Annotated in this window: 21 protein-coding genes; 20 read left to right on the forward strand and 1 reads right to left on the reverse strand. The window is 35.7% G+C overall.

Features of this window, described 5'->3' with window-relative positions; translation table 11 throughout:
• Nucleotides 1–5: 5 nt before the first annotated feature.
• From pstB to AC1RPJ_RS04695, 12 genes are all read left to right on the forward strand, one after another.
• Nucleotides 6–761: a phosphate ABC transporter ATP-binding protein PstB gene (pstB, locus tag AC1RPJ_RS04640; protein ID WP_409022172.1), complete on the forward strand. Its 756-nt coding sequence runs from the start codon at nt 6–8 to the stop codon at nt 759–761.
• A gap of 17 nt (nt 762–778) precedes the next feature.
• Nucleotides 779–1,465: a phosphate signaling complex protein PhoU gene (phoU, locus tag AC1RPJ_RS04645; protein WP_481761492.1), complete on the forward strand. Its 687-nt coding sequence runs from the start codon at nt 779–781 to the stop codon at nt 1,463–1,465.
• A 154-nt stretch (nt 1,466–1,619) separates the two neighbouring features.
• Complete coding sequence (locus AC1RPJ_RS04650) at nt 1,620–1,925, forward strand: PspC domain-containing protein (protein ID WP_409022174.1); 306 nt, start codon at nt 1,620–1,622, stop codon at nt 1,923–1,925.
• A gap of 23 nt (nt 1,926–1,948) precedes the next feature.
• Complete coding sequence (locus tag AC1RPJ_RS04655) at nt 1,949–2,302, forward strand: phage holin family protein (RefSeq protein ID WP_481761491.1); 354 nt, start codon at nt 1,949–1,951, stop codon at nt 2,300–2,302.
• A gap of 11 nt (nt 2,303–2,313) precedes the next feature.
• Nucleotides 2,314–3,252, forward strand: coding sequence for an HPr(Ser) kinase/phosphatase (gene hprK / locus AC1RPJ_RS04660; RefSeq protein ID WP_481761490.1), 939 nt, complete (start codon nt 2,314–2,316; stop codon nt 3,250–3,252).
• Between the two features lie 18 nt (nt 3,253–3,270).
• Nucleotides 3,271–4,098 carry a prolipoprotein diacylglyceryl transferase gene (gene lgt / locus AC1RPJ_RS04665; RefSeq protein WP_481761489.1) on the forward strand — a complete coding sequence of 276 codons (828 nt, stop codon included), beginning with the start codon at nt 3,271–3,273 and terminating at the stop codon, nt 4,096–4,098.
• 77 nt (nt 4,099–4,175) lie between these two features.
• The gene (locus tag AC1RPJ_RS04670; protein ID WP_481761488.1) at nt 4,176–5,195 is read left to right on the forward strand and encodes an NAD(P)H-dependent glycerol-3-phosphate dehydrogenase; all 1,020 of its coding nucleotides are present in this window, start codon (nt 4,176–4,178) and stop codon (nt 5,193–5,195) included.
• 14 nt (nt 5,196–5,209) lie between these two features.
• The gene (gene galU / locus AC1RPJ_RS04675) at nt 5,210–6,109 is read left to right on the forward strand and encodes a UTP--glucose-1-phosphate uridylyltransferase GalU (RefSeq protein WP_409022179.1); all 900 of its coding nucleotides are present in this window, start codon (nt 5,210–5,212) and stop codon (nt 6,107–6,109) included.
• A gap of 136 nt (nt 6,110–6,245) precedes the next feature.
• Complete coding sequence (trxB, locus tag AC1RPJ_RS04680) at nt 6,246–7,184, forward strand: thioredoxin-disulfide reductase (RefSeq protein WP_481761487.1); 939 nt, start codon at nt 6,246–6,248, stop codon at nt 7,182–7,184.
• Nucleotides 7,185–7,317: 133 nt separating this feature from the next.
• Nucleotides 7,318–8,661: a DHA2 family efflux MFS transporter permease subunit gene (locus AC1RPJ_RS04685; RefSeq protein WP_481761486.1), complete on the forward strand. Its 1,344-nt coding sequence runs from the start codon at nt 7,318–7,320 to the stop codon at nt 8,659–8,661.
• Between the two features lie 11 nt (nt 8,662–8,672).
• On the forward strand, nt 8,673–9,158 hold the full coding sequence (locus AC1RPJ_RS04690) for a MarR family winged helix-turn-helix transcriptional regulator (protein ID WP_481761485.1): 486 nt from the start codon (nt 8,673–8,675) through the stop codon (nt 9,156–9,158).
• A 74-nt stretch (nt 9,159–9,232) separates the two neighbouring features.
• On the forward strand, nt 9,233–10,960 hold the full coding sequence (locus AC1RPJ_RS04695; RefSeq protein WP_481761626.1) for a phospho-sugar mutase: 1,728 nt from the start codon (nt 9,233–9,235) through the stop codon (nt 10,958–10,960).
• A gap of 148 nt (nt 10,961–11,108) precedes the next feature.
• On the opposite strand, the gene AC1RPJ_RS04700 is transcribed toward AC1RPJ_RS04695, so the two are convergent.
• A complete protein-coding gene (locus AC1RPJ_RS04700) occupies nt 11,109–12,008 on the reverse strand; it encodes a hypothetical protein (RefSeq protein ID WP_481761483.1) in 900 nt (299 codons plus the stop codon).
• A gap of 211 nt (nt 12,009–12,219) precedes the next feature.
• Between AC1RPJ_RS04700 and AC1RPJ_RS04705 the strand changes: the two genes are divergently transcribed.
• The 8 genes from AC1RPJ_RS04705 (at nt 12,220) to AC1RPJ_RS04740 (ending at nt 22,469) form a co-directional block, all read left to right on the forward strand.
• Entirely contained in the window at nt 12,220–12,852 is a 633-nt protein-coding gene (locus AC1RPJ_RS04705; protein ID WP_409022185.1) for a YfbR-like 5'-deoxynucleotidase, read from the forward strand.
• Between the two features lie 86 nt (nt 12,853–12,938).
• On the forward strand, nt 12,939–13,802 hold the full coding sequence (locus tag AC1RPJ_RS04710; RefSeq protein WP_481761482.1) for a DegV family protein: 864 nt from the start codon (nt 12,939–12,941) through the stop codon (nt 13,800–13,802).
• 150 nt (nt 13,803–13,952) lie between these two features.
• Nucleotides 13,953–15,956, forward strand: coding sequence for an excinuclease ABC subunit UvrB (gene uvrB, locus AC1RPJ_RS04715; protein ID WP_481761481.1), 2,004 nt, complete (start codon nt 13,953–13,955; stop codon nt 15,954–15,956).
• Nucleotides 15,957–15,971: 15 nt separating this feature from the next.
• Nucleotides 15,972–18,827 (forward strand): excinuclease ABC subunit UvrA, encoded by a 2,856-nt coding sequence (gene uvrA, locus AC1RPJ_RS04720; RefSeq protein ID WP_481761480.1) that lies wholly within the window; start codon nt 15,972–15,974, stop codon nt 18,825–18,827.
• 101 nt (nt 18,828–18,928) lie between these two features.
• Nucleotides 18,929–19,588 (forward strand): serine dehydratase beta chain, encoded by a 660-nt coding sequence (locus AC1RPJ_RS04725; protein WP_481761479.1) that lies wholly within the window; start codon nt 18,929–18,931, stop codon nt 19,586–19,588.
• An 11-nt stretch (nt 19,589–19,599) separates the two neighbouring features.
• Nucleotides 19,600–20,481 carry an L-serine ammonia-lyase, iron-sulfur-dependent, subunit alpha gene (sdaAA, locus tag AC1RPJ_RS04730; protein WP_481761478.1) on the forward strand — a complete coding sequence of 294 codons (882 nt, stop codon included), beginning with the start codon at nt 19,600–19,602 and terminating at the stop codon, nt 20,479–20,481.
• Nucleotides 20,482–20,568: 87 nt separating this feature from the next.
• Nucleotides 20,569–21,453, forward strand: coding sequence for an RNase adapter RapZ (rapZ, locus tag AC1RPJ_RS04735; RefSeq protein WP_481761477.1), 885 nt, complete (start codon nt 20,569–20,571; stop codon nt 21,451–21,453).
• The gene (locus AC1RPJ_RS04740; protein WP_409022192.1) at nt 21,450–22,469 is read left to right on the forward strand and encodes a gluconeogenesis factor YvcK family protein; all 1,020 of its coding nucleotides are present in this window, start codon (nt 21,450–21,452) and stop codon (nt 22,467–22,469) included. Before rapZ ends, AC1RPJ_RS04740 begins: the two co-directional genes overlap by 4 nt.
• Nucleotides 22,470–22,489: the final 20 nt, after the last annotated feature.

Here is a 22,489-nt window from a genome sequence, read left to right on the forward strand (position 1 = left end):
GCCAAATGACTAAAATAATTGAAACAAATGATGTTCATTTGTATTATGGTAAGAAAGAAGCCCTCAAAGGAATTAATCTTGATTTCAATGAAAAAGGGATTACCGCTTTAATCGGTCCATCTGGTTGTGGTAAATCAACATATTTAAGAACGTTAAATCGCATGAATGATTTAATTCCAGGTGTAACCATTACAGGTACAGTTAAATTAAAAAATGAAGATATTTACGGTCCTAAAATGGATACCGTAAGATTACGCAAAAATGTTGGGATGGTTTTCCAACAACCTAATCCATTTCCATTTTCAATTTACGAAAATGTTGTATATGGTTTGCGATTAGCTGGCGTTAAAGATAAAGCAATCCTTGATGAAGCTGTTGAAAAAAGCTTGAAACAGGCTGCTGTCTGGGATGATGTAAAGGATGATTTGGGTAAAAATGCGCTTGCGTTATCTGGCGGACAGCAACAACGTGTCTGTATCGCTCGAGTCTTAGCGGTTGAACCTGAGGTCATTTTACTGGATGAACCAACAAGTGCTCTGGATCCTGGTTCAAGTAGTAAAATTGAAAATATGTTGCTAGAATTGCGTGAAAAATATACTATTATAATAGTGACTCACAATTTACAACAAGCTTCTCGAATTTCAGATCGAACTGCCTTCTTTTTAGAAGGTAATTTAATTGAAGTTGCACCAACTAAAAAATTATTTACGCAGCCTGTACAAAAAGAAACGGATGACTACATTAGTGGTCGATTCGGTTAAGAAAGGGAGACAAAATAATGCGATTACTTTTTGATGAAGAACAAGAAAAGCTACACATTAGATTTAGCGAAATGGGTATGATGGTTAGTGAAGCCATTCATAAATCTGTCCGTGCTTTCATTAATCATGATAAAGAGTTGGCCCATGAAGTTATCGTTGGCGATTACAAAATTAATGAACGCGAAATGAAGTTAGAAAAACAAACGTTAGAAATGATTGCATTGTATCAACCTGTTACAAGTGATTTAAGAGATATTGTGACTGTTTTAAAAGCTATTTCTGATTTAGAACGAATGGGAGATCACGCTGTAAGTATTGCGAGATCAACGATTCGTGTTAAAGGCAATCCTAGGGTAACGGAGATTGAAGATGAGATCGGAATTATGGGCGACCACGCACGTAAGATGGTTGAAGAAGTCCTCACAGCTTATATTAGAAAAGATGCCGAAAAAGCTCGTAAAGTTGCTAATTTAGATCTTGAAGTTGATGAATATTTCACGACAATATATGACCAGTGTATCCATGAAATGAAAACGAATCCCGAAACAGTTGTGGGAAGTGCTGACTATTTGATGGTTGCCACTTATCTAGAACGAATTGGCGATTATGTTACAAATGTGTGTGAATGGGTTGTTTATTTAAAAAATGGCCGAATCACTGAATTGAATCCTGGTAAATCAGAGTTAGAAAAAGAAAATGAATAAGGCACTACTCATTTAATAACTAACAATTTCGCGATTGTTAGTTATTTTTAATTTAAACGTTAAAATTTAAGTAAATAACGCTCGTTAAAATTGTAAAATGAGTACGATAAGAAGTACAATAATGATAGATTATTCTGAATGGAGGAACTACAAAATGAAAACAAATAAAAAATTCACAAAATCAACTAATAAAATTATCGCGGGTGTCGCAGCTGGACTTGCCGAATATATAAATTGGAATCCAACACTCGTTAGATTTTTATTTTTAATGCTAATCTTCGCAACAAAAGGCGTATTTATACTTGTCTATATCTTGTTAGCAATTAGCTTACCAGGGAAAAAACGTTCATTTACTAGTTCTTTTGAGCAGTTTACATCTAGTACTGGACAACGGACTAGCTCATCAAGTAAGAGTGGCCGTAAAATTATTAAAGATGTAGAAGTTACAGACGATAAATAATATTAATGATGAGGTGAAGATTCATGGGATTTTGGCAGCGCGTATTAATTAATGCCATACTGTTTTTGGCAATATCTGGTTTTTTTCCAGAGACTTTATTTGTTAAAAGTATCTGGGTTGCATTAATCGCCAGTTTTGTACTGGCCGTACTAAATATGCTAGTTAAACCGTTTTTAGTGATTTTATCACTGCCGGTAACTATTTTCAGTTTAGGATTTTTCTATCTGATTATAAATGCATTTATGTTACAAATGACGTCATTTTTTGTGGGTAATGAATTTAAATTTTCGAGCTTTTGGGCGGCATTTATCATCTCAATTGTGATGAGTATTGCTAATACAATCGTAACAAATTACTTTATTAGAAATAGACAATAGGGGGCATTAAGATGGCCAATGAAGTTTCAGTTAGAAATTTAGTAGATGCAATGGGATTAACTGTTTTAATTGGGAAAGAATACTTGGATGATAAAAAAATTACAACAAGTGATATTTCACGTCCTGGTCTAGAATTAACCGGGTATTTTAATTTTTATCCGAAAGAACGTATTCAATTATTTGGGATGACAGAACATGCTTATGCAAATGGACTGACTCCTGAAGATAGGCAGAATGTGATGAATCAATTAGCAACAGAACAAACACCATGTTTTGTTGTTTCAAATGATTTGGATGTGCCGCTAGAATTATTAGCTATCGTCAAAGAAAGACATATTCCAGTTCTAATTTCAAAACTAACAACGTCACGTCTATCTTCTAATATGGTTAACTTTTTGGAAGCTAAATTAGCTGAACGCCAGTCAATACATGGTGTTTTAGTTGATATTTATGGTCTTGGGGTCATGATTACAGGTGATTCTGGTGTTGGTAAATCAGAAACAGCGCTTGAATTAATTAGACGTGGACATCGGTTAATTGCAGATGATCGTGTTGATGTTTTCCAACAAGATGAGGAGACACTTGTTGGTGAGGCACCTGCAATTTTAAAACATTTACTTGAAATTCGAGGTATCGGTATTATCGATATCATGAACTTGTTTGGTGCAGGAGCTGTCCGTAATGACACTGATATTTCACTAATTATTCATCTAGAAAACTGGACTCCTGATAAACAATTTGATCGATTAGGTAATAATGATGAATTTGTTAAAATATTCAATGTGAATGTGCCAAAAATTTCTGTACCTGTTAAAACAGGACGTAATTTGGCCATTATCATTGAAGTCGCAGCAATGAACTTCCGTGCAAAAACAATGGGTTATGATGCTACTAAAGCATTTGAAGCTAATCTAAATGGCTTAATCCAAACAAATTCAAAAAAAGATTAAGGATTGGACGAGAGTAAATTGAATTATTTATTAGGTGCGTTGAATCCCATCGCAGTTAAATTAGGACCTATTGAAGTTCGTTGGTATGGTGTAATAATTGCGAGTGCAGTAATTCTAGCAGTTATTTTAGCCATTCTTGAAGGCAAAAAAATAGGAATAAATGAAGATACCATATATGATATGGTTCTATGGGCGTTGCCAATTTCAATTGTTTCTGCGCGACTCTATTACGTTGTGTTCGAGTGGTCTTATTACGCTCAACATCTCAGTGAAGTTTATCGAATTTGGGATGGTGGTATTGCTATCTATGGTGGGTTAATAGGCGCAATTATTACAGTGATTATTTTCTGTCAGCGTCGCCATTTGTCAGCATGGTTAATGTTTGATCTAGCGGCACCACTTGTGCTACTTGCGCAATCAATCGGCCGTTGGGGTAATTTTATGAACCAAGAAGCCCATGGTGGAAAAACGACGTTAGAGGCATTGCAAAATTTACATTTACCTGAATTTATTATTAACCAAATGAACATCAATGGCACCTACTATAAGCCAACATTTCTATACGAATCATTGTGGAGTTTTGTTGGATTCTTAATATTAATTGCCTTGAGACATCGAGTACACCTTTTCAAACGTGGAGAAATACTATTTGCATATCTAACTTGGTATTCATTTGGTCGTTTCTTTATCGAAGGAATGAGAACAGATAGCTTAATGTTATTTTCAACAATTCGTGTTTCTCAACTTCTCTCATTAGTGATTTTTATTGGATCAATTAGTTGGTTATTATTGAGAAGATATTGGGAACCGCAAAATCAATGGTATTTAGACGGACAATTGAAATAAAAATTTCTCATAGTTAATGCTATTAGAGGTAAAATTTGGTATGATTAGAATGAATAAATTTTGAAGGAGATTATATAATGACAAAAAAAGTAGCAGTATTAGGCGCCGGTTCTTGGGGTAGTATCCTTGCCGATATCCTAACTGAAAATGGTCATGACATCAGACTTTGGTCAAATGTTCCAGCACAAGTAGCAGAAATGAATGAGTTCCATACAAATAAGCATTACTTGGAAGATTACACTTATTCTAAAGACCTACATGCATATGAAGATTTAAAAGAAGCTTTGGATCAAGTTGACGCTATTTTATTTGTTGTTCCAACAAAAGCAAGCCGTATTGTTGCTAAACAAGTAGCAGCAATTTTAGAAGAAACAGGTAACAAACCAATTATTATTCATGCAAGTAAAGGACTAGAACAAGTCACACACAAACGTATTTCAGAAGTTATTGAAGAAGAAATTCCTGCTGACATTCGTGGTAGTGTTGTTGTCTTCTCTGGCCCAAGTCATGCTGAAGAAGTTGCAAATCGTGATTTAACAACAATTGTTTCAGCAAGTACTGATCCTGAAGCTGCAAGTTTTGTTCAAGATCTCTTTATGAATAAATTCTTAAGAATCTACACAAATAACGATGTTATCGGTGTTGAAATGGGCGCAGCTATGAAGAATATTATCGCCGTTGGTGCTGGTATGCTTCATGGTATGGGCTATGGCGATAACGCTAAAGCAGCTTTGATTACACGTGGATTAGCTGAAATTGCTCGTTTAGGGACATCATTTGGTGCTAACCAATTAACCTTTATGGGACTTTCTGGTGTTGGTGATTTAATCGTTACAGCTACAAGTGTTCATTCACGTAACTGGCGTGCTGGAGACCAATTAGGTCAAGGTAAATCATTAGATGCTGTTGTTGCTGATATGGGTATGGTTATCGAAGGTGTTGGTACTGCTAAGGCTGCTTATGAATTAGCACAACAACAAGGAATTGATATGCCAATCACAAATGCAATTTATGACGTTTTATACAATAATAAAGAAATTAAATCAGTGATTGAAGCTTTGATCAATCGTGAAGGTAAATCTGAATTAGCAGAATAAAAGGGGATTAGACTATGCAAAAAGTTAAAAAAGCCATTATTCCGGCTGCTGGACTAGGGACTCGTTTCTTACCAGCAACTAAAGCGATGGCAAAAGAAATGCTCCCAATTGTTGATAAACCAACGATTCAATTTATTGTTGAAGAGGCGCGTCAATCGGGTATTGAAGATATTTTGATTGTTACGGGTAAAGGTAAGCGACCAATTGAAGATCATTTTGATTCGGTGCCAGAACTGGAAGCGAATTTAGCTGCAAAGCATAAAGACGAATTATTAAAATTAGTTGAAGAAACAACGGATATTAATTTGTATTTTGTTCGTCAATCTCATCCACGAGGTCTTGGCGATGCCGTTTTAATGGCTAAAGACTTTGTTGGGGATGAACCTTTTGTTGTCATGTTAGGCGATGATTTAATGGAAGATAAAGTACCATTAACGCGTCAACTCATGAATCGCTTTGATGAGACACATGCTTCAACTTTAGCGGTGATGAAAGTCCCTCATGAAGAAGTTTCAAAATACGGTGTGATTAATCCTGAATTAGAAGTTAAACCTGGATTATTCAATGTTAAAAACTTTGTTGAAAAACCTACACCTGAAGAAGCACCTAGTGACTTGGCTATTATTGGACGTTACTTATTAACACCTGAAATTTTTGGTATCTTAGAACATCAAAAACCAGGTGCTGGTAATGAAATTCAATTAACGGATGCCATCGATGCATTGAACAAGGTGCAACGTGTTTTCGCTCATGAATTTAAAGGAACCCGATACGATGTTGGCTATAAATTTGGCTACTTAAAAACAAGTATTGAGTATGGTTTGAAACATAAAGAAGTTAAAGATGAATTAAAAGAATATTTGAAGACTTTAGGCGCAAAATTAATTGCAGAAGATACAGCAAAAAATAAGTAGCCTAATTCTTACAGTAAAGCAGGTTTCAAGTTCAACTCACTTGGGACCTGTTTTTGATGTTAAAGCAATTAAATAGACAAAAAAAGTAACATAGGGTATTGTTGAATTACTTACTAAAAGAAAGAAGGTTGAACTAATGACAAAAAAATATGATGTTGTTGTGATTGGTGCTGGGCCCGGTGGAATGACTGCCGCACTCTATGCATCACGTGCAAATCTATCGGTTTTAATGATTGATCGTGGGATTTATGGTGGCCAAATGAACAATACGGCTGAAGTTGAAAATTATCCTGGATTTAAATCAATCTTAGGCCCTGATTTAGCAAAAGAAATGTACGAAAGTTCGACACAATTTGGTGCAGAATATGCATACGGTAGTGTAACCGATATTACAATTGAAGGCGATACTAAACTCATCACAACAGATAATGATGTTTTTGAAACAAAAGCTTTAATTATCGCAACTGGATCAGAATACAAAAAATTGGGTGCTGAAGGCGAAGATACCTTTAGTGGCCGAGGTGTATCTTACTGTGCAGTCTGTGATGGTGCTTTCTTCAAAAATCGTGAAGTCATCGTTATCGGTGGCGGTGATTCAGCAATCGAAGAAGGTTCTTATTTATCAAAATTAGCTTCAAAAGTGACGGTAATTCATCGTCGTGACAAATTACGCGCTCAAAAAATCTTACAAGATCGTGCCTTTGCGGATGATAAAATATCTTTTGTTTGGGATACTAATGTCACAGAGATTGTTGGTGACGATCGTAAAGTAACTGGCGTTAAAGTAACGAATAATAAAACAGGTGAAACATCTGAAATTCCTGCTAGTGGTGTCTTCATTTATGTTGGTGTTAAACCAATGACAACAGCATTCACAAAGCTTGGAATTACTGACGATTATGGTTGGATTCCAACTGACGAAAATATGCTAACAAATGTACCAGGTATTTTCGCAGTTGGTGATGTGCGTAAGAAAGAATTGCGTCAAATTACAACTGCAGTTGGTGACGGTGGTATTGCTGGACAACAAACATTTAGTTACCTTGAATCATTAAATGATGCAGAATTAAGTTAAATTATAGAATAAGCCTTTTGAGGCTTATTTTTTTATTTACTTGACTTTATGTGCATGTGAACATTATAATAATCTAATCCGCTTATGAAAAAAATTAAACATATGCGTAAATTTAAGTGAGAAGAGAGTTAGAATGACAAACAAAAAAAGAAACACAATTGGTGCTGTTTTATTAATTGCGACTTTTGCCGCTTTATTAAATCAAACATTGATGATTACAGCATTACCAAAATTAATCACCGTTTTAAATGTTAACCTTGCAACCGCACAATGGTTAACGACGGGTTATGTTTTAATGGTCGGAATTTCGACACCATTATCAGCAATTTTATATGAAAAATATTCAACAAGACAAATATTTGTCGGTATTATGGTTGTCTTTTTAATCGGAAGTATCGTTGCATCAAGTGGCGCTAATTTTTGGGCAATCTTAATTGGTCGCTTAATCCAAGCTGCTGCCGGTGGCGTATTGACTACATTTACGATGATTAGTGTCATTGCAATTAACCCAATTGAACGCCGTGGCGTTGTAATGGGACTTGCTATGCTTGTTATCTCAGCTGCTCCAGCAATTGGACCAACTTTATCAGGTATTATGATTACATTTTTACCATGGAGAGCATTATTTATTTTCATTATTCCAATCATGTTAATTTTATTAATTGTTGGGGTTTGTATTTTACCTAACTATTCAGAAAAGACAGATGTTAAAATTGATTTTAAATCATTCTTCTTATCACTAGTTGGACTTGCTACAATTTTAATTGGTATTTCAATTATTGGAGACCAATTATTAGTTGCACTTGTCCTTATTGTGATTGGTGTTTTAGCATTAATCTATTTTGGCCGTCGTCAATTAGCTTTAAAAGAACCATTTTTAAATATTCGAATTTTCAAAGTACGTTCATTCTCAACTATGATTGCATTAATTATGTTAGTTTTTGGTATTTTAATGGCAACAGAATTAGTTATGCCAATGTTCTTAGAAAATAATCAACATTTATCAGGAATGACTGCTGGATTAATTATGTTACCGGGTGCTGCAATTAATGCTATTATTTCACCTATTGTTGGTAACCTTTATGATCAATACGGTTATAAAAAAATATTTATATTTGGCTTTTTGATGTTGATGATTTCAGTACTACCAATGTTATTCTTAACAATTGAATTTCCTGTTTGGTTATCAGTTGTTACTTACGCTATTCGATTAACAGGGGTTGGTGCTATTATGGCTCCAGCAACAACAGAATCTTTAAAAGATTTAAATCCAATGGAAATAAATCATGCAACAACATTAACGAATACATTAAGACAAGTTAGTGGTTCATTATTTAATACCGTTATTATTGTTATTGCTAGTATTCCTGCATCATTTGTTGTTGGATACAAATATTCAATGATCTTTATCATGGTTGTCTCAATTGTAATTGGACTAGTTGGACTAATCTATTTCAGAAAAACAAGTAAAGCTTAAGGAGTTTTGAGATGCAAAATATGAATGGAAATTCTTTTTACGATACACATGAAGTTGAGAAATTAACAACAATTTACAACAGAATGATTCGATTAAGAATAAATGATACGTTAAAAGGGTTTGAACTTTCTGAGAGTAACTTTTTTTACGTGTTGTTAGTTTGTGAGTCACCTGGCGTTAGTCAGGATGAGCTAATCCAAAATATTTATCGGGATCACAGTGTTGTGACACGTGCTATCTCAAAATTAATTAAAGATGGTTGGCTTGAAAAAAAAATGTCGTCCGCAGATAAACGACGGACTGAACTTTATCCTACAGCAAAAGCGATTAATAATTATCAAGATATTTTTGATAGAATTACAGTCGTTAATGATGAAAGTATATCGGTGCTTAGTGAAGAAGAAATTAAGCAATTTGAGCATATTTTGGAAAAGGTAATTAAATCAGGAATTGAACGTGAGCGACTTGCTGGAAGAAAGATATCAGAATTATTCTGATATCTTTTTTATTATCCTGAATAGTAAGCGCATTTATTGTATAATAGTAATATTATATGAATGGGAGTGATATTTTGACTTGGGAAGATAATTATTTAACTTGGTTAAATGAAGAAACACTAGACGCAACATTAAAAAATCAGATTGTTTCGCTTAAAAATAATCAAGAAGATTTAAAAGAATCTTTTTACCAACCAATGGAATTTGGAACTGCTGGTATGCGTGGCTTGATGGGTCCTGGTATTAACCGGATGAACATCTACACGATTCGTCAAGCAACTGAAGGATTAGCTCGCTTTATGGATACGTTAGATGATGCAACTAAAATGCGCGGTGTCGCAATTAGTTATGATTCGCGTTACCAATCACAAGAATTTGCGATGGAATCAGCTAAAGTTTTAGGCGCACATGGTATTCCAAGCTTTGTTTTTGAAAGCTTACGTCCCACACCAGAATTATCGTTTGCAGTCCGCCATTTAGCTACTTACGCCGGAATTATGATAACGGCTAGCCATAATCCTAAACAATATAATGGCTATAAAATTTATGGTGAAGACGGTGGCCAAATGCCACCTAAAGAATCAGATATGATTACTGGTTTTGTTCGCGAAGCTGATGATTTATTTGCCATTAAAGTAGGTGATGAGACAGTATTAAAAGCTGATAAAACACTCCAAATTATTGGTGAAGAAGTTGACGCTGCGTATCTTGCTGAAGTTAAAAAAGTGACAATTAATCAAAAATTAGTTGATGAAGTTGGTGCTTCAATGAAACTTGTTTTCACACCACTTCATGGAACAGGTAAAATGTTGGGTGAACGTGCTTTGAAACAAGCTGGATTTGAACAATTTAAGATTGTGCCTGAACAAGCTGAAGGTGATCCTGAATTCCCAACAATCAAGTTACCTAACCCAGAAGACGCACCAGCATTTGATTTAGCTATCAAATGGGGTCGACGTGAACATGCTGATTTATTAATCGCTGTTGATCCAGATGCTGATCGTATGGGTGTCGCTGTACGTCAAACTGATGGTGAATATAAATTATTAACAGGTAATCAAATTGCTGCTCTAATGTTCAATTATATTTTAACTGCTAGCGAAGAAGCAGGAACTTTACCCGCTAATGCCGTTGGCGTTAAATCAATTGTATCAAGTGAACTTGCAACTAAGATTGCTGAAGCACATCATGCTAAAATGATTAATGTCTTAACAGGATTCAAATTTATTGCGGAACAAATTCAAAACTATGAAGAAACAAATGAACATACCTTTATGTTTGGTTTTGAAGAAAGTTATGGTTACTTAATTCGTCCTTTCGTTCGTGATAAAGATGCTATCCAAGCATTAGTAATGTTATCTGAAGTAGCTGCTTACTACAAACAATTTGATAAAACATTGTCAGATGGATTAGATGATTTATTTAAAGAATATGGTTATTACGCTGAAAATACTAAAGCGTTAACGTTTGAAGGTATTGAAGGTGTTCAAAAAATCAAAGATTTAATGACAATCTTCCGTGATGACGCACCTAAAGATTTTGCTGGCTATAAAGTCGCTAAATTAGAAGACTTCACAACGGGTATGGCGCAATTAGCTGATGGATCATCTGAAGAAATCGGATTACCAACTGCAAATGCGTTGAAATATATCTTAGAAGATGGTTCTTGGATTGCAATTCGTCCTTCAGGGACTGAACCAAAAATTAAATTCTACGTGGGAACGCAAGCTGAAACTGATGAAAAAGCACAAGCTAAGTGTCTTGCATTTGAAGAAGCAATTATGGCAATTGTCAACGCCTAACTAAAAAAGTAGTGCTAAATTTACATTTAGCACTACTTTTTTTGACCTTAAATGGGTTACAAAATTTATAAGCAAATAAAACAGTATTTTGTAAACAACTTTTTAAGATTTATTATTTTCTTTCAGGGCTGATTAACTTGTTTAGTTTCTATTTATTCATTTTTTTCTTTTTAAAGCGGTGATAAAGGTAGGCGATTCCAAGAAAGTAGATGGAAGCGAGTAGGGACGACACGGGGAGAACGCTAAAGATAGTCGGTGGAACAATCATTGCAAGCAATGGAAAGGCATAAGCGGCTGGAATTTTAACTTTGAAAAGATGGAGTATACAAAAAACGAGAGGCATAGTGATTAAGGCGACAACAACATTGGAATCGATTACCATGCAGGCGAGAACACCGATCGTTGCTGAAAGCGTCAAGGCAGTAACCTGTTTGAACACCATTTTTGCCGGATACATCGGCTTTTGTAGCACCTCGAAAAAAACGACAAGAATCGGTGGAATAGCGGCCATCAAAGGCTTTCCAGCAATCGTCACGAGACCAACCCAAATGAGTGAAGAAACGAGAAATAAAAGCATAGCCTGATAGTTAAGGTTTGTTTTTTTTGCGTAGTTTTGATCGAGTTTACGGCCTTTAACGACAATCATCTCGATGAAAGTGAAAATGATGATGGCAATGATGAATGAATATTTGGACGCATTAACGATGATTGGCAAGAGACCTGTAGCCAATGAAGGCGCCAGTGCCGATCGGGTTACCACTAATAGAAAGACCATGATGGCGATCATTAGGCAGATTTTAATTGTGTAAGAAATCTCAAGTAAATTGATGCCAAAACCGATAATTGCGGTGACAGAAGGCAGCAAAAAAAGATTAAACGAACGATCTAACCAATTGGCTTCGTGGTAAATCCACAGTCCAACTGTTAACGCGGCGATTTCAGGTAAAATAATTTCTGAATCATGTAAAAGTGACGCGGCTTGTACCATGATTAAAATCAAGATAAAACCGGTTAAGTATTCAACGGTTTTATTGGCTAAAAACTTCAAAAAAATGTCCTCCTTAAATATAAAGCATGAAAATAAGCATAACATAAAAAAGTAAGGTAAAGTTGCGCGACGTGTTCCAATTGATGTATCAAGCGTTTGCAATGTGAATCAGTTTATTTTTTTGTTAAAAGTTGATGATACTTGAATTAACTTTTCCATATGTGGTAAGATTGTAAAAATTTATATAAAAAATGAGAGGGAGCTGTTAATTATGGGAATGCATCAATACCTACAAAGTTTAAGTAATTTAGAAACGTTAAAACGAGCACCAGGATATTTTAAATATGAAGATCATTCGGTAGCGGAACATTCATTCAAAGTAACAGAAGCTGCTCAATTTTTAGGTGATGTTGAAGAAAATGCAGGAAATACGATTGATTGGCGCATGTTGTATGAAAAAGCGTTGAATCATGATTATACAGAACGATTCATTGGTGATATTAAAACACCCGTTAAATATGCAACAACAACGCTAAGAGAAATGTTAGCAAATGTTGAGGAATCATTATCTGAGAATTTTATTGTGAACGAAATTCCAGAAGAATTCCAAGATGCCTATCGTCGTAGATTATCAGAAGGTAAGGATGATACTTTAGAAGGTAAAATCTTGTCTGTAGCTGATAAATTAGATTTATTATATGAATCATTTGGCGAAATTCAAAAGGGTAATCCTGAATCAGTTTATACTGAAATTTATCAAGAAAGCTTAAAAACGATTCTTGAATTTTCAGATTTAGCGAGTGTTCAGTATATTCTACAAGAAATTCTTCCAGAATTATTAACGGAAGATTTCACAGATAAAGATAAAATTAAAAAAATAACCTTGGATATTATTAAGAAATAGAGTACACATAGGTTAAGGATTGCGTTGTATGCTAGAATAATGCATACAAGGTAGTCCTTTTTTGCTTAAAGAATAGGGAGAAATTAATGAAAACGGCAATTGTAACAGATAGTGCGTCATATATTGATCCAAAAGTAGCCAAAGATAAAAATATTATTGTTGTACCAATCACGGTTATTTTTGGGCAACAGACTTATTTAGAAGATGTGGAAATCTCTGCTTCAGAATTTTATCAAAGAATGAAAGATACGGATAAGTTACCCACAACGTCACAAGTCACAATGGGACAAATGCAAAGTGTCTTCGATAAATTAATTGAAGAGGGATTTGATGAAGTAATTTCAATTCATCTATCAACAGGTATCACAAGTTTTGTGGATAATTTACGTGCTTATTCAAAAACTGTGGAAGGAATTACGGTATATCCGATTGATTCTAAAGCAGCAAGTTCAGCAGAAGCCTTTCTTGTATTAAAAGCTGCTCAATTAGTGGCGCAAGGTGAGCATGCAGACACGATTGTACCTAAAATAGAAGCAATGCGTGAAACGGTGGGTATTTTCTTTGTTGTGGATAACTTGAGCCATTTACTTAGAACGGGCCGTATGACGAATGGTGCTGCGTTTGTGGGTAACTTATTACAAATTAAACCAATTCTGACCTTTAATCATGAAGGTCAAATTATCCCTTTAACTAAGGAACGGACAAAGAAGCGTGCTTTTCAACGGGTAATGGCAGATTTTTCTGATGCGATTAACTCAGTTGATTATCCAATTCGAGTAAGTATCGTTGATGCGAACAATCCTGAAGAGAGTACAAAATGGGTCTCATTTATTAAAACCAACTATCCTAATATTCCAGTTGAGGTTAGTCATATTGGGCCTGTTATTGGCGTCCATACTGGAGAAAAAACAATGGGTCTTATTTGGGGTCGTGATTATTTAGTTGATTAAGTTATTCTGAAAAAATAAGTGAGATAACGTGCGAAAGTATGTTCGGTATGCTAATATAATTAGTAGAGAATAATCATTTTTAAATGAGCCTGGGTAGGTTATTCCAGGCTTTTTTTAATTTCTAAAAATGATTGTATTGGAGGGGTTAACTTGATTGATAGACATGATGATGGCGTTTTTGACTTAGTTTCAAAGTACGAACCAACTGGAGACCAACCGAATGCGATTAAAACTTTAGTTGATGGATTAAATGATGGTAAAAAAGAACAAGTATTACTGGGTGCAACGGGAACGGGTAAGACGTTTACCATTTCAAATGTGATTAAAGAAGTTAATCGTCCCACATTAGTCCTTGCGCATAATAAAACATTGGCTGGACAATTATATGGTGAATTAAAAGAATTCTTCCCGAATAATGCGGTGGAATATTTTGTGAGTTATTATGATTACTACCAACCAGAAGCTTACGTTCCTTCAAGTGATACGTATATTGAAAAAGATTCCAGTATTAACGATGAAATTGATAAATTACGACATTCTGCAACAAGTTCATTATTAGAACGTAATGATGTGATTGTTGTTGCATCTGTCTCAAGTATCTTTGGATTAGGTGATCCAACAGAATATCGTGATCATGTTATTTCATTGCGTACTGGAATGACAATGGAACGTGATGATTTACTTAGAAAATTAGTCGATATACAATTCGAACGAAATGATATTGATTTTCAACGTGGTCGGTTTAGAGTTCATGGAGATATTGTGGAAATTTTCCCAGCATCTCGTGATCAAAAAGCTGTTCGTATTGAATTTTTTGGCGATGAAATCGATCGTATTCGTGAAGTTGATTCATTAACAGGTGAAGTTATGGGTGAACTTGAACACATGGCTATTTTCCCCGCAACGCATTTCATGACGAATGATGATGTGATGGATCATGCCATTGAAGGTATTGAAGTTGAATTGGCTGATCGATTAAAAGAATTAAAAGATGAAGATAAATTATTAGAAGCCCAACGTATCGATCAACGAACTACTTATGATTTAGAAATGTTACGTGAAATGGGCTATACATCCGGAATTGAAAACTATTCCCGCCATATGGATGGACGTAAACCTGGCGAACCTCCATATACATTAATTGATTTCTTTCCCAAAGATTTCTTGATCGTAGTTGATGAATCTCATGTAACCATGCCTCAAATTCGAGGGATGTACAATGGTGATCGCGCTCGTAAACAAATGTTAGTAGATTACGGATTCCGTTTACCTAGTGCACTGGATAACCGACCATTAACGATTGCGGAATTTGAAGAGCACGTTAATCAAGTCATTTATATGTCTGCAACACCAGGACCTTACGAAATGGAACGGACGTCAGATGTTGTTCAACAAATTATTCGACCAACTGGATTACTAGATCCAATCATTGAAGTTCGTCCAATTATGGGCCAAATTGATGATTTAGTTGGCGAAATTAATTTACGTATTGAACGCAATGAACGTGTCTTTGTCACAACATTAACCAAGAAAATGTCAGAAGATTTAACTGATTATTTGAAAGAGTTGGGGATGAAAGTTGCGTACTTGCATAGTGATATTAAAACGATGGAACGAACGAAAATTATTCGCGATTTACGCTTAGGCACATATGATGTTTTAATTGGAATTAACTTATTACGTGAAGGTATTGATGTTCCTGAAGTGTCATTAGTGACAATTTTAGATGCCGATAAAGAAGGTTTCTTACGTAGTGAACGTTCTCTAGTTCAAACAATTGGTCGTGCAGCTCGTAACGAAAACGGACGAGTGATTATGTATGCTGATAAAGTGACGGATTCAATGAAGGGCGCAATGGAAGAAACGCAACGCCGCCGTGATGTCCAAATGGCATATAATGAGGAACATCATATTACGCCAACTACGATTAAAAAAGCCATTCGTGAGTTAATTACGCCAACAAAAATTGAAGATAATTCAGGAACTGTTAAAACCTTTACCGAAACTGAATTTTTGGATATGGATAAAAAGGAACAACAAGATATGGTTGATCGCTTAGAAGGACAAATGAAAGAAGCAGCTAAAAAATTAGATTTCGAAACAGCTGCATCATTGCGTGATACGGTATTAGAATTAAAAACACAAATGTTATAAATAGGGGGATATTTCTTGAAAAATGATAAAATTGTGATCCATGGTGCGCGTGCGCATAATTTAAAAAATGTGGATGTCACTATCCCAAGAGATAAATTAGTTGTGATTACGGGACTTTCAGGATCAGGGAAAAGCTCATTAGCTTTTGATACACTTTATGCTGAAGGACAACGTCGCTATGTTGAAAGTTTATCAGCATATGCACGTCAATTTTTAGGGCAGATGGATAAGCCAGATGTTGACTCAATTGATGGGTTATCACCTGCTATTTCGATTGACCAAAAAACAACTTCAAAAAACCCACGATCAACAGTTGGGACAGTCACTGAAATTAATGATTATTTAAGATTATTATGGGCTAGAGTTGGACATCCAATTTGTCCAAATGATGGTCATGAAATCACGAGTCAATCCGTTGAACAAATGGTTGACCGTGTTTTAGAGTTAAAAGAGCGTACAAAACTTCAAATTTTATCACCTATTATTCGCAATAAAAAAGGACAACATAAAAAGATATTTGAAACGATCAAACGAGAAGGATTCGTCCGTGTTCGAGTTGATGGCGAGCTTCATGATATTGATGAAGAATTTGATCTTGAAAAAAAGGTCAAACACTCTATTGATATTGTGATTGATCGGATTGTTGTCAAAGAGGGCATTCGCTCACGTTTATTTGATTCATTTGAAGCAGCATTACGTTTATCTTCTGGCTACGCCACTGCAGATATTCTTGATGGTGATACAGATGGTGCAACAATTCAATTTTCCGAACATTATGCATGTCCTATTTGTGGATTTACAGTTGGAGAATTAGAACCACGTTTGTTCTCATTTAATGCACCATTTGGTGCTTGTGAAACTTGTGATGGTTTAGGAATGAAGTTAGAAGTCGATGAAGATTTAGTCGTTCCAGATCCAACTAAAACGCTAGCAGAAGGGGCAATTGAGCCATGGAATCCTATTAGTTCGCAATATTACCCATCGATGTTAGCCCAAGCTGCAGAAGCTTTTGGAATTCCAATGGATGTGCCATTTGAAAAGTTAACAGATGAACAACGTGATATTGTTTTGAATGGCGCTGGAACACGTGAATTTCATTTCCATTACGCTAATGACTTTGGTGGCGTTCGTGATGTAGATGCATTATTTGAAGGGGTTATTACAAATATTAGTCGTCGTCATACGGAGACTAATAGTGACTTTACGCGTGAACAAATGCGTAAATATATGACCAGCTTAACGTGTCAAACATGTCACGGTTACCGCTTGAATCGTAAAGCATTAGCCGTCCAAATTAATGGCCAACATATTGGTAAAATTTCCGCACTTTCAATTGGTGACGGCTTACCTTTCTTTGATAACGTTAACTTGTCAGAAAAAGAATCAATTATTGCAGCACCTATTTTGAAAGAAATTCGTGACCGCTTAACATTCTTACAAAATGTTGGCTTAAATTATCTGACATTATCACGTTCTGCAGGAACACTTTCAGGTGGAGAAGCACAACGGATTCGACTAGCCACGCAAATTGGCTCTAATTTATCGGGTGTTTTATATATTTTAGATGAACCTTCAATCGGGTTGCATCAACGTGATAATGATCGCTTAATTGAATCACTTAAGAAAATGCGTGATTTGGGTAATACTTTAATTGTGGTTGAACATGATGAGGATACCATGATGGCTGCTGATTATTTAATTGATGTTGGTCCTGGTGCTGGTGAATTAGGTGGTGAAATTGTTGCTGCTGGAACGCCCACACAAGTTAAAAAGAGTCGCAAATCATTAACTGGACAATATTTATCAGGAAAGAAATTTATATCATTACCTGATGAACGACGTGCTGGCAATGGTAAGAAGATTCGAATTACCGGCGCAAAAGAGAATAACTTAAAAAATGTAACGGTCGATTTTCCTTTAGGTAAATTCATTTCAGTTACAGGTGTCTCAGGTTCCGGTAAATCAACTTTAGTGAATGGTATTTTGAAAAAGGTATTATCACAAAAGTTAAATCGAAATTCTGAAAAACCAGGTAAATATAAATCAGTTTCTGGTGTTCAAAATATTGAAAGTGTTATTAATATTGATCAAAGTCCAATTGGTCGAACACCGAGAAGTAATCCCGCAACTTATACAGGCGTCTTCGATAATATTCGTGATTTATTTGCGGAAACTAACGAAGCAAAATTACGTGGTTATAAAAAAGGTCGTTTTAGTTTTAATGTCAAAGGTGGACGTTGTGAAGCCTGCAAAGGTGACGGGATTATTAAAATAGAAATGAATTTCCTACCAGATGTCTATGTGCCATGTGAAATTTGTCACGGGGCACGCTATAACTCTGAAACACTTGAAGTGACTTACAAAGGTAAGACAATCTCTGATATTTTAGATTTAAAAGTTGGCGAAGCTTTGAAATTCTTCGAACCAATTCCTAAAATCAGACGTAAACTGCAGACAATTGTTGATGTTGGTTTGGGCTATGTTTCGTTAGGCCAATCGGCAACAACATTATCAGGTGGTGAAGCGCAACGGATGAAGTTAGCTTCTGAATTACATCGTCAATCAAATGGTAAGAGTTTTTATATTCTTGATGAACCAACAACTGGTTTGCATACAGATGACATTAAACGCCTACTTAGCGTTTTAAATCGTTTGGTTGATGCGGGTAACACAGTCTTGGTTATTGAACATAACTTAGATGTGATTAAAACATCTGACTATTTAATTGATTTAGGTCCAGAAGGCGGCGAAGGTGGCGGAACGATTCTTGCGACTGGAACACCAGAAGAAATTGCTGAAGTGCCTGAAAGTTATACGGGACACTATTTAAAACCAATCTTAGAACGTGATCGTGCGAGAATGAATAAATAAATTAAGAAGTCAGATGAAAATCTGGCTTTTTTTTATTCCTTTTTTTTTAAAAAGTGTTAACTTTAAAGAAGACATAAAATAAATTGGAGGAACGGCTGACCATGGGCAATAACTATAAGAGTGTTTTTGATATTATTGGACCTGTTATGATCGGACCATCTAGTTCACATACAGCTGGTGCCGCTAAAATCGGTAAGGTTGGATTTCAATTATTTAATGGGAGAATCACTAAATTAAAAGTTCGCTATTATGAATCATTCGCAAAAACACATCGCGGGCACGGGACTGATTTTGCGACCGTTGCTGGGGTATTAGGCTTTGAACCTGATGATGTCCGTTGCCCACAGTCAATTCAGATTGCGGAAAAAATGGGGATTGAGATTCAGTTTATTGAAGATGCACACCCAAGTCCAATTAACCATCCGAATAGTGTTAAATTAACGATTGAAAATGAGACAAAAAAAATCGAATTAATGGGTTGCTCAATTGGTGGTGGCACAATTGAAATTAGGGCTTTCACTATAAAAAAACAACAATTTTTTCCAAAGGGTAGTTTACCGATACTAGTGTTGGAAGCTAATCCAGTAAATAAAAATAAAATTCAAAAACAAATCGAAAAATCGACAACTATTGTTATGCAAAGTGAATCTGAGTTAATGCCAGAGGATATTATGTATGAATATGATTTATCCAAGAATATTACTGAGACTGATATTAAGCAACTGCGATTATTAACGCACAATCTCATTTATTTAAAATAGGAGGTTCCATCTTGTATAAAAGTATTGCTGAGTTAGTTTCAACTGCTAATAAAGAACACAAATTAGTTTCAGAATTAATGATTGAACAAGAAATGGCGCAATCAAGTGAAACTAGAGACGTTATCATTGAAAAAATGTCTGCTAATCTTGAAGTGATGAAGCAAGCGATTGAAAAGGGATCAAATGGTGAAGGCGTTTCTTCAGCAACGGGATTAACGGGTGGAGATGCGGTCTTACTACGGAAATATCGTGAGAAAGGGCACTCTTTATCTGGGGATGCTAACTTAGAGGCGATGCAATATGCAATTGCGACTAATGAAGTCAATGCTTCGATGGGACTTATTTGTGCGACACCGACTGCAGGTTCATCTGGAACGTTGCCTGGGGTTATTTTCATGATACAAAAACGATTAAATTTATCACATGAAAAGATGTTACAAGCTTTATTTACGTCAAGTGCCTTTGGAATGATCGTGGCAAATAATGCCATGATTGCCGGAGCGACTGGTGGCTGTCAGGCAGAAGTCGGCAGTGCATCAGCAATGGCAGCAGCTGCCGCCGTTGAGGTTACTGGTGGAACGCCGGAACAATGTGCAGAGGCTTTTGCGATGGGACTTAGTAATTTATTGGGACTGGTTTGTGATCCAGTTGCTGGATTAGTTGAAATTCCATGTATCAAGCGAAATGCAATAGGAGCCGTGAATGCTTTAACGGCAGCAGATATGGCACTTGCTGGATTATCTAACAAAGTACCAGCTGATGAAGTTATTATGGCTATGAAAGACATTGGCGAACGTATGCCGAGCTCGCTTAGAGAAACTGGGATTGGTGGATTAGCTAGTACACCAACGGGCCAAGCAATTAAAATGAAAATATTTGGTGAAACGATATAGGGTTGGAAACAACTCTTTTTTTGTGCGCAGATACAAAAGAAACACCAGGTATGTTATAATAATTATAGTAGATTTGGAGGAATGAATATGACAGATACGTTAGAGCTAGTTGTAATTACAGGGATGAGTGGGGCCGGTAAGACGGTCGCAATGCAAAGTTTTGAAGATTTAGGTTATTTTTGTATTGATAACTTACCACCAACTTTATTACCTAAGTTCTGGGAGTTGGTAAAAGAGTCAGGTAAAATTTCAAAAATTGCCCTTGTTATGGATTTAAGATCAAGAGCTTTTTATGATGAAATTATCGAAATGTTATCAGGATTTGATAACACTGAATTTGTAACCACTAAAATTGTCTTTCTTGACGCATCAGATGCAGAATTAGTTTCTCGTTACAAAGAAACAAGACGTGCGCATCCGTTAGCAATGGAAGGCCGTCTGATGGATGGCATTGAAAAAGAACGTGACTTATTAAATGATATTAAAACACAAGCACAATTAGTGATTAATACGACTAATTTGTCACCACGTCAGTTACGTGAAGAGATTTTTCATAATTTTGAAACCAGAGAAACAGCTAATTTTCATGTTGAAGTCTTATCATTCGGATTTAAATATGGCCTACCTATCGATGCAGATATCGTGATGGATGTCCGTTTCTTACCTAACCCACACTATATTCCAGAATTAAAACCACAAACTGGCTTAGATAAGGCAGTTTATGATTATGTGATGAAACAACCAGCTACAGAAGGTTTTTATACCAAATTTGAATCGTTAATTGAGTCAATTTTACCTGGCTACGAAGCTGAAGGTAAAACCAATTTAACGATTGCGATTGGCTGTACTGGTGGACAACATCGCTCAGTTGCTTTAGCTAAAAGATTGAGTGAAGAATTGAAAATTAACTATCCGGTGAACGTTACACACCGTGATATTAATAAAAGTAAAGAATCGGTCAATCGATCATGACGAGAAGTGGACATAGACCTAAGATAGTCGTTATTGGTGGCGGAACAGGGCTACCCGTTATTTTAAAAAGTTTAAGAGATAAAAATGCTGATATCACGGCGATTGTAACGGTTGCTGATGATGGTGGTTCGTCAGGTATTATCAGAGATTACGTGAATGTTGTGCCGCCTGGTGATATTCGTAATGTTATTGCCGCATTATCTGAGTTACCAGAAATATATTTAGATATATTCCAGTATCGGTTTGATACGTCCGATCGATTTTTTGCAGGACATGCGATTGGTAATTTAATTATTGCAGCACTAACTGAAATGAAAAATGGTGTTTTTGCTTCTGTCCAAGAATTATCAGAAATGATGAGAGTTGATGGACATGTCTATCCCGTTGCGGATGAACCGTTAGTATTAAATGCAGAATTTTCTGATGGCACTTTTTTAGCGGGGGAAGCAGAAATAACTGCCGCTAGAAAATCAATTAAGCGTGTTTGGGTAACCTCAAGTGAAAAAAGTGAAACTAGTGTGCCAGAAGCTGTACCAGAAGTTGTTCAAGCTATTCTTGAAGCAGACCAAATTGTCCTTGGACCTGGGAGTTTGTTCACAAGTATTTTGCCTAATTTAGTTATTGGTAATGTGGGTAAGGCACTGTCTGAAACAAAAGCAGAAGTTGTTTATATCTGTAATATTATGACGCAAAAGGGTGAAACAGAACATTTTACTGATGCTGATCATGTGCGTATTTTGAATGGGCACCTAGGTAAATGTTTTGTGAATACAGTGCTTGTGAATACGGCACCGGTTCCTGAAGGTTATATGGATAAAGAAAAATATGATGAGAATTTAATTCAAGTTGAACATGACTTTAATGGATTAAGGGAACAACATTGTCGAGTGATTTCATCTAACTTCTTAAAATTAAAAGATCAAGGTGTCTTCCATGATGGCAATAAAGTCGTTGAAGAATTAATCCGTTTAGTTGGTCGACCAAATCGCGAATTAAGACATAGAAAGACTATTTAGTACAGAGATAAGGTGAAAGA

Source organism: Dellaglioa sp. CoH-57-MRSF-17 (genome assembly GCF_056782015.1).

What these genes read in the sequence shown, in the direction of transcription:
- pstB (WP_409022172.1), top strand. Translation starts at nt 6, where the DNA reads ATGACTAAAATAATTGAAACAAATGATGTTCATTTGTATTATGGTAAG.
- phoU (WP_481761492.1), top strand. Translation starts at nt 779, where the DNA reads ATGCGATTACTTTTTGATGAAGAACAAGAAAAGCTACACATTAGATTT.
- AC1RPJ_RS04650 (WP_409022174.1), top strand. Translation starts at nt 1,620, where the DNA reads ATGAAAACAAATAAAAAATTCACAAAATCAACTAATAAAATTATCGCG.
- AC1RPJ_RS04655 (WP_481761491.1), top strand. Translation starts at nt 1,949, where the DNA reads ATGGGATTTTGGCAGCGCGTATTAATTAATGCCATACTGTTTTTGGCA.
- hprK (WP_481761490.1), top strand. Translation starts at nt 2,314, where the DNA reads ATGGCCAATGAAGTTTCAGTTAGAAATTTAGTAGATGCAATGGGATTA.
- AC1RPJ_RS04670 (WP_481761488.1), top strand. Translation starts at nt 4,176, where the DNA reads ATGACAAAAAAAGTAGCAGTATTAGGCGCCGGTTCTTGGGGTAGTATC.
- galU (WP_409022179.1), top strand. Translation starts at nt 5,210, where the DNA reads ATGCAAAAAGTTAAAAAAGCCATTATTCCGGCTGCTGGACTAGGGACT.
- trxB (WP_481761487.1), top strand. Translation starts at nt 6,246, where the DNA reads ATGACAAAAAAATATGATGTTGTTGTGATTGGTGCTGGGCCCGGTGGA.
- AC1RPJ_RS04685 (WP_481761486.1), top strand. Translation starts at nt 7,318, where the DNA reads ATGACAAACAAAAAAAGAAACACAATTGGTGCTGTTTTATTAATTGCG.
- AC1RPJ_RS04690 (WP_481761485.1), top strand. Translation starts at nt 8,673, where the DNA reads ATGCAAAATATGAATGGAAATTCTTTTTACGATACACATGAAGTTGAG.
- AC1RPJ_RS04705 (WP_409022185.1), top strand. Translation starts at nt 12,220, where the DNA reads ATGGGAATGCATCAATACCTACAAAGTTTAAGTAATTTAGAAACGTTA.
- AC1RPJ_RS04710 (WP_481761482.1), top strand. Translation starts at nt 12,939, where the DNA reads ATGAAAACGGCAATTGTAACAGATAGTGCGTCATATATTGATCCAAAA.
- AC1RPJ_RS04725 (WP_481761479.1), top strand. Translation starts at nt 18,929, where the DNA reads ATGGGCAATAACTATAAGAGTGTTTTTGATATTATTGGACCTGTTATG.
- rapZ (WP_481761477.1), top strand. Translation starts at nt 20,569, where the DNA reads ATGACAGATACGTTAGAGCTAGTTGTAATTACAGGGATGAGTGGGGCC.
- AC1RPJ_RS04740 (WP_409022192.1), top strand. Translation starts at nt 21,450, where the DNA reads ATGACGAGAAGTGGACATAGACCTAAGATAGTCGTTATTGGTGGCGGA.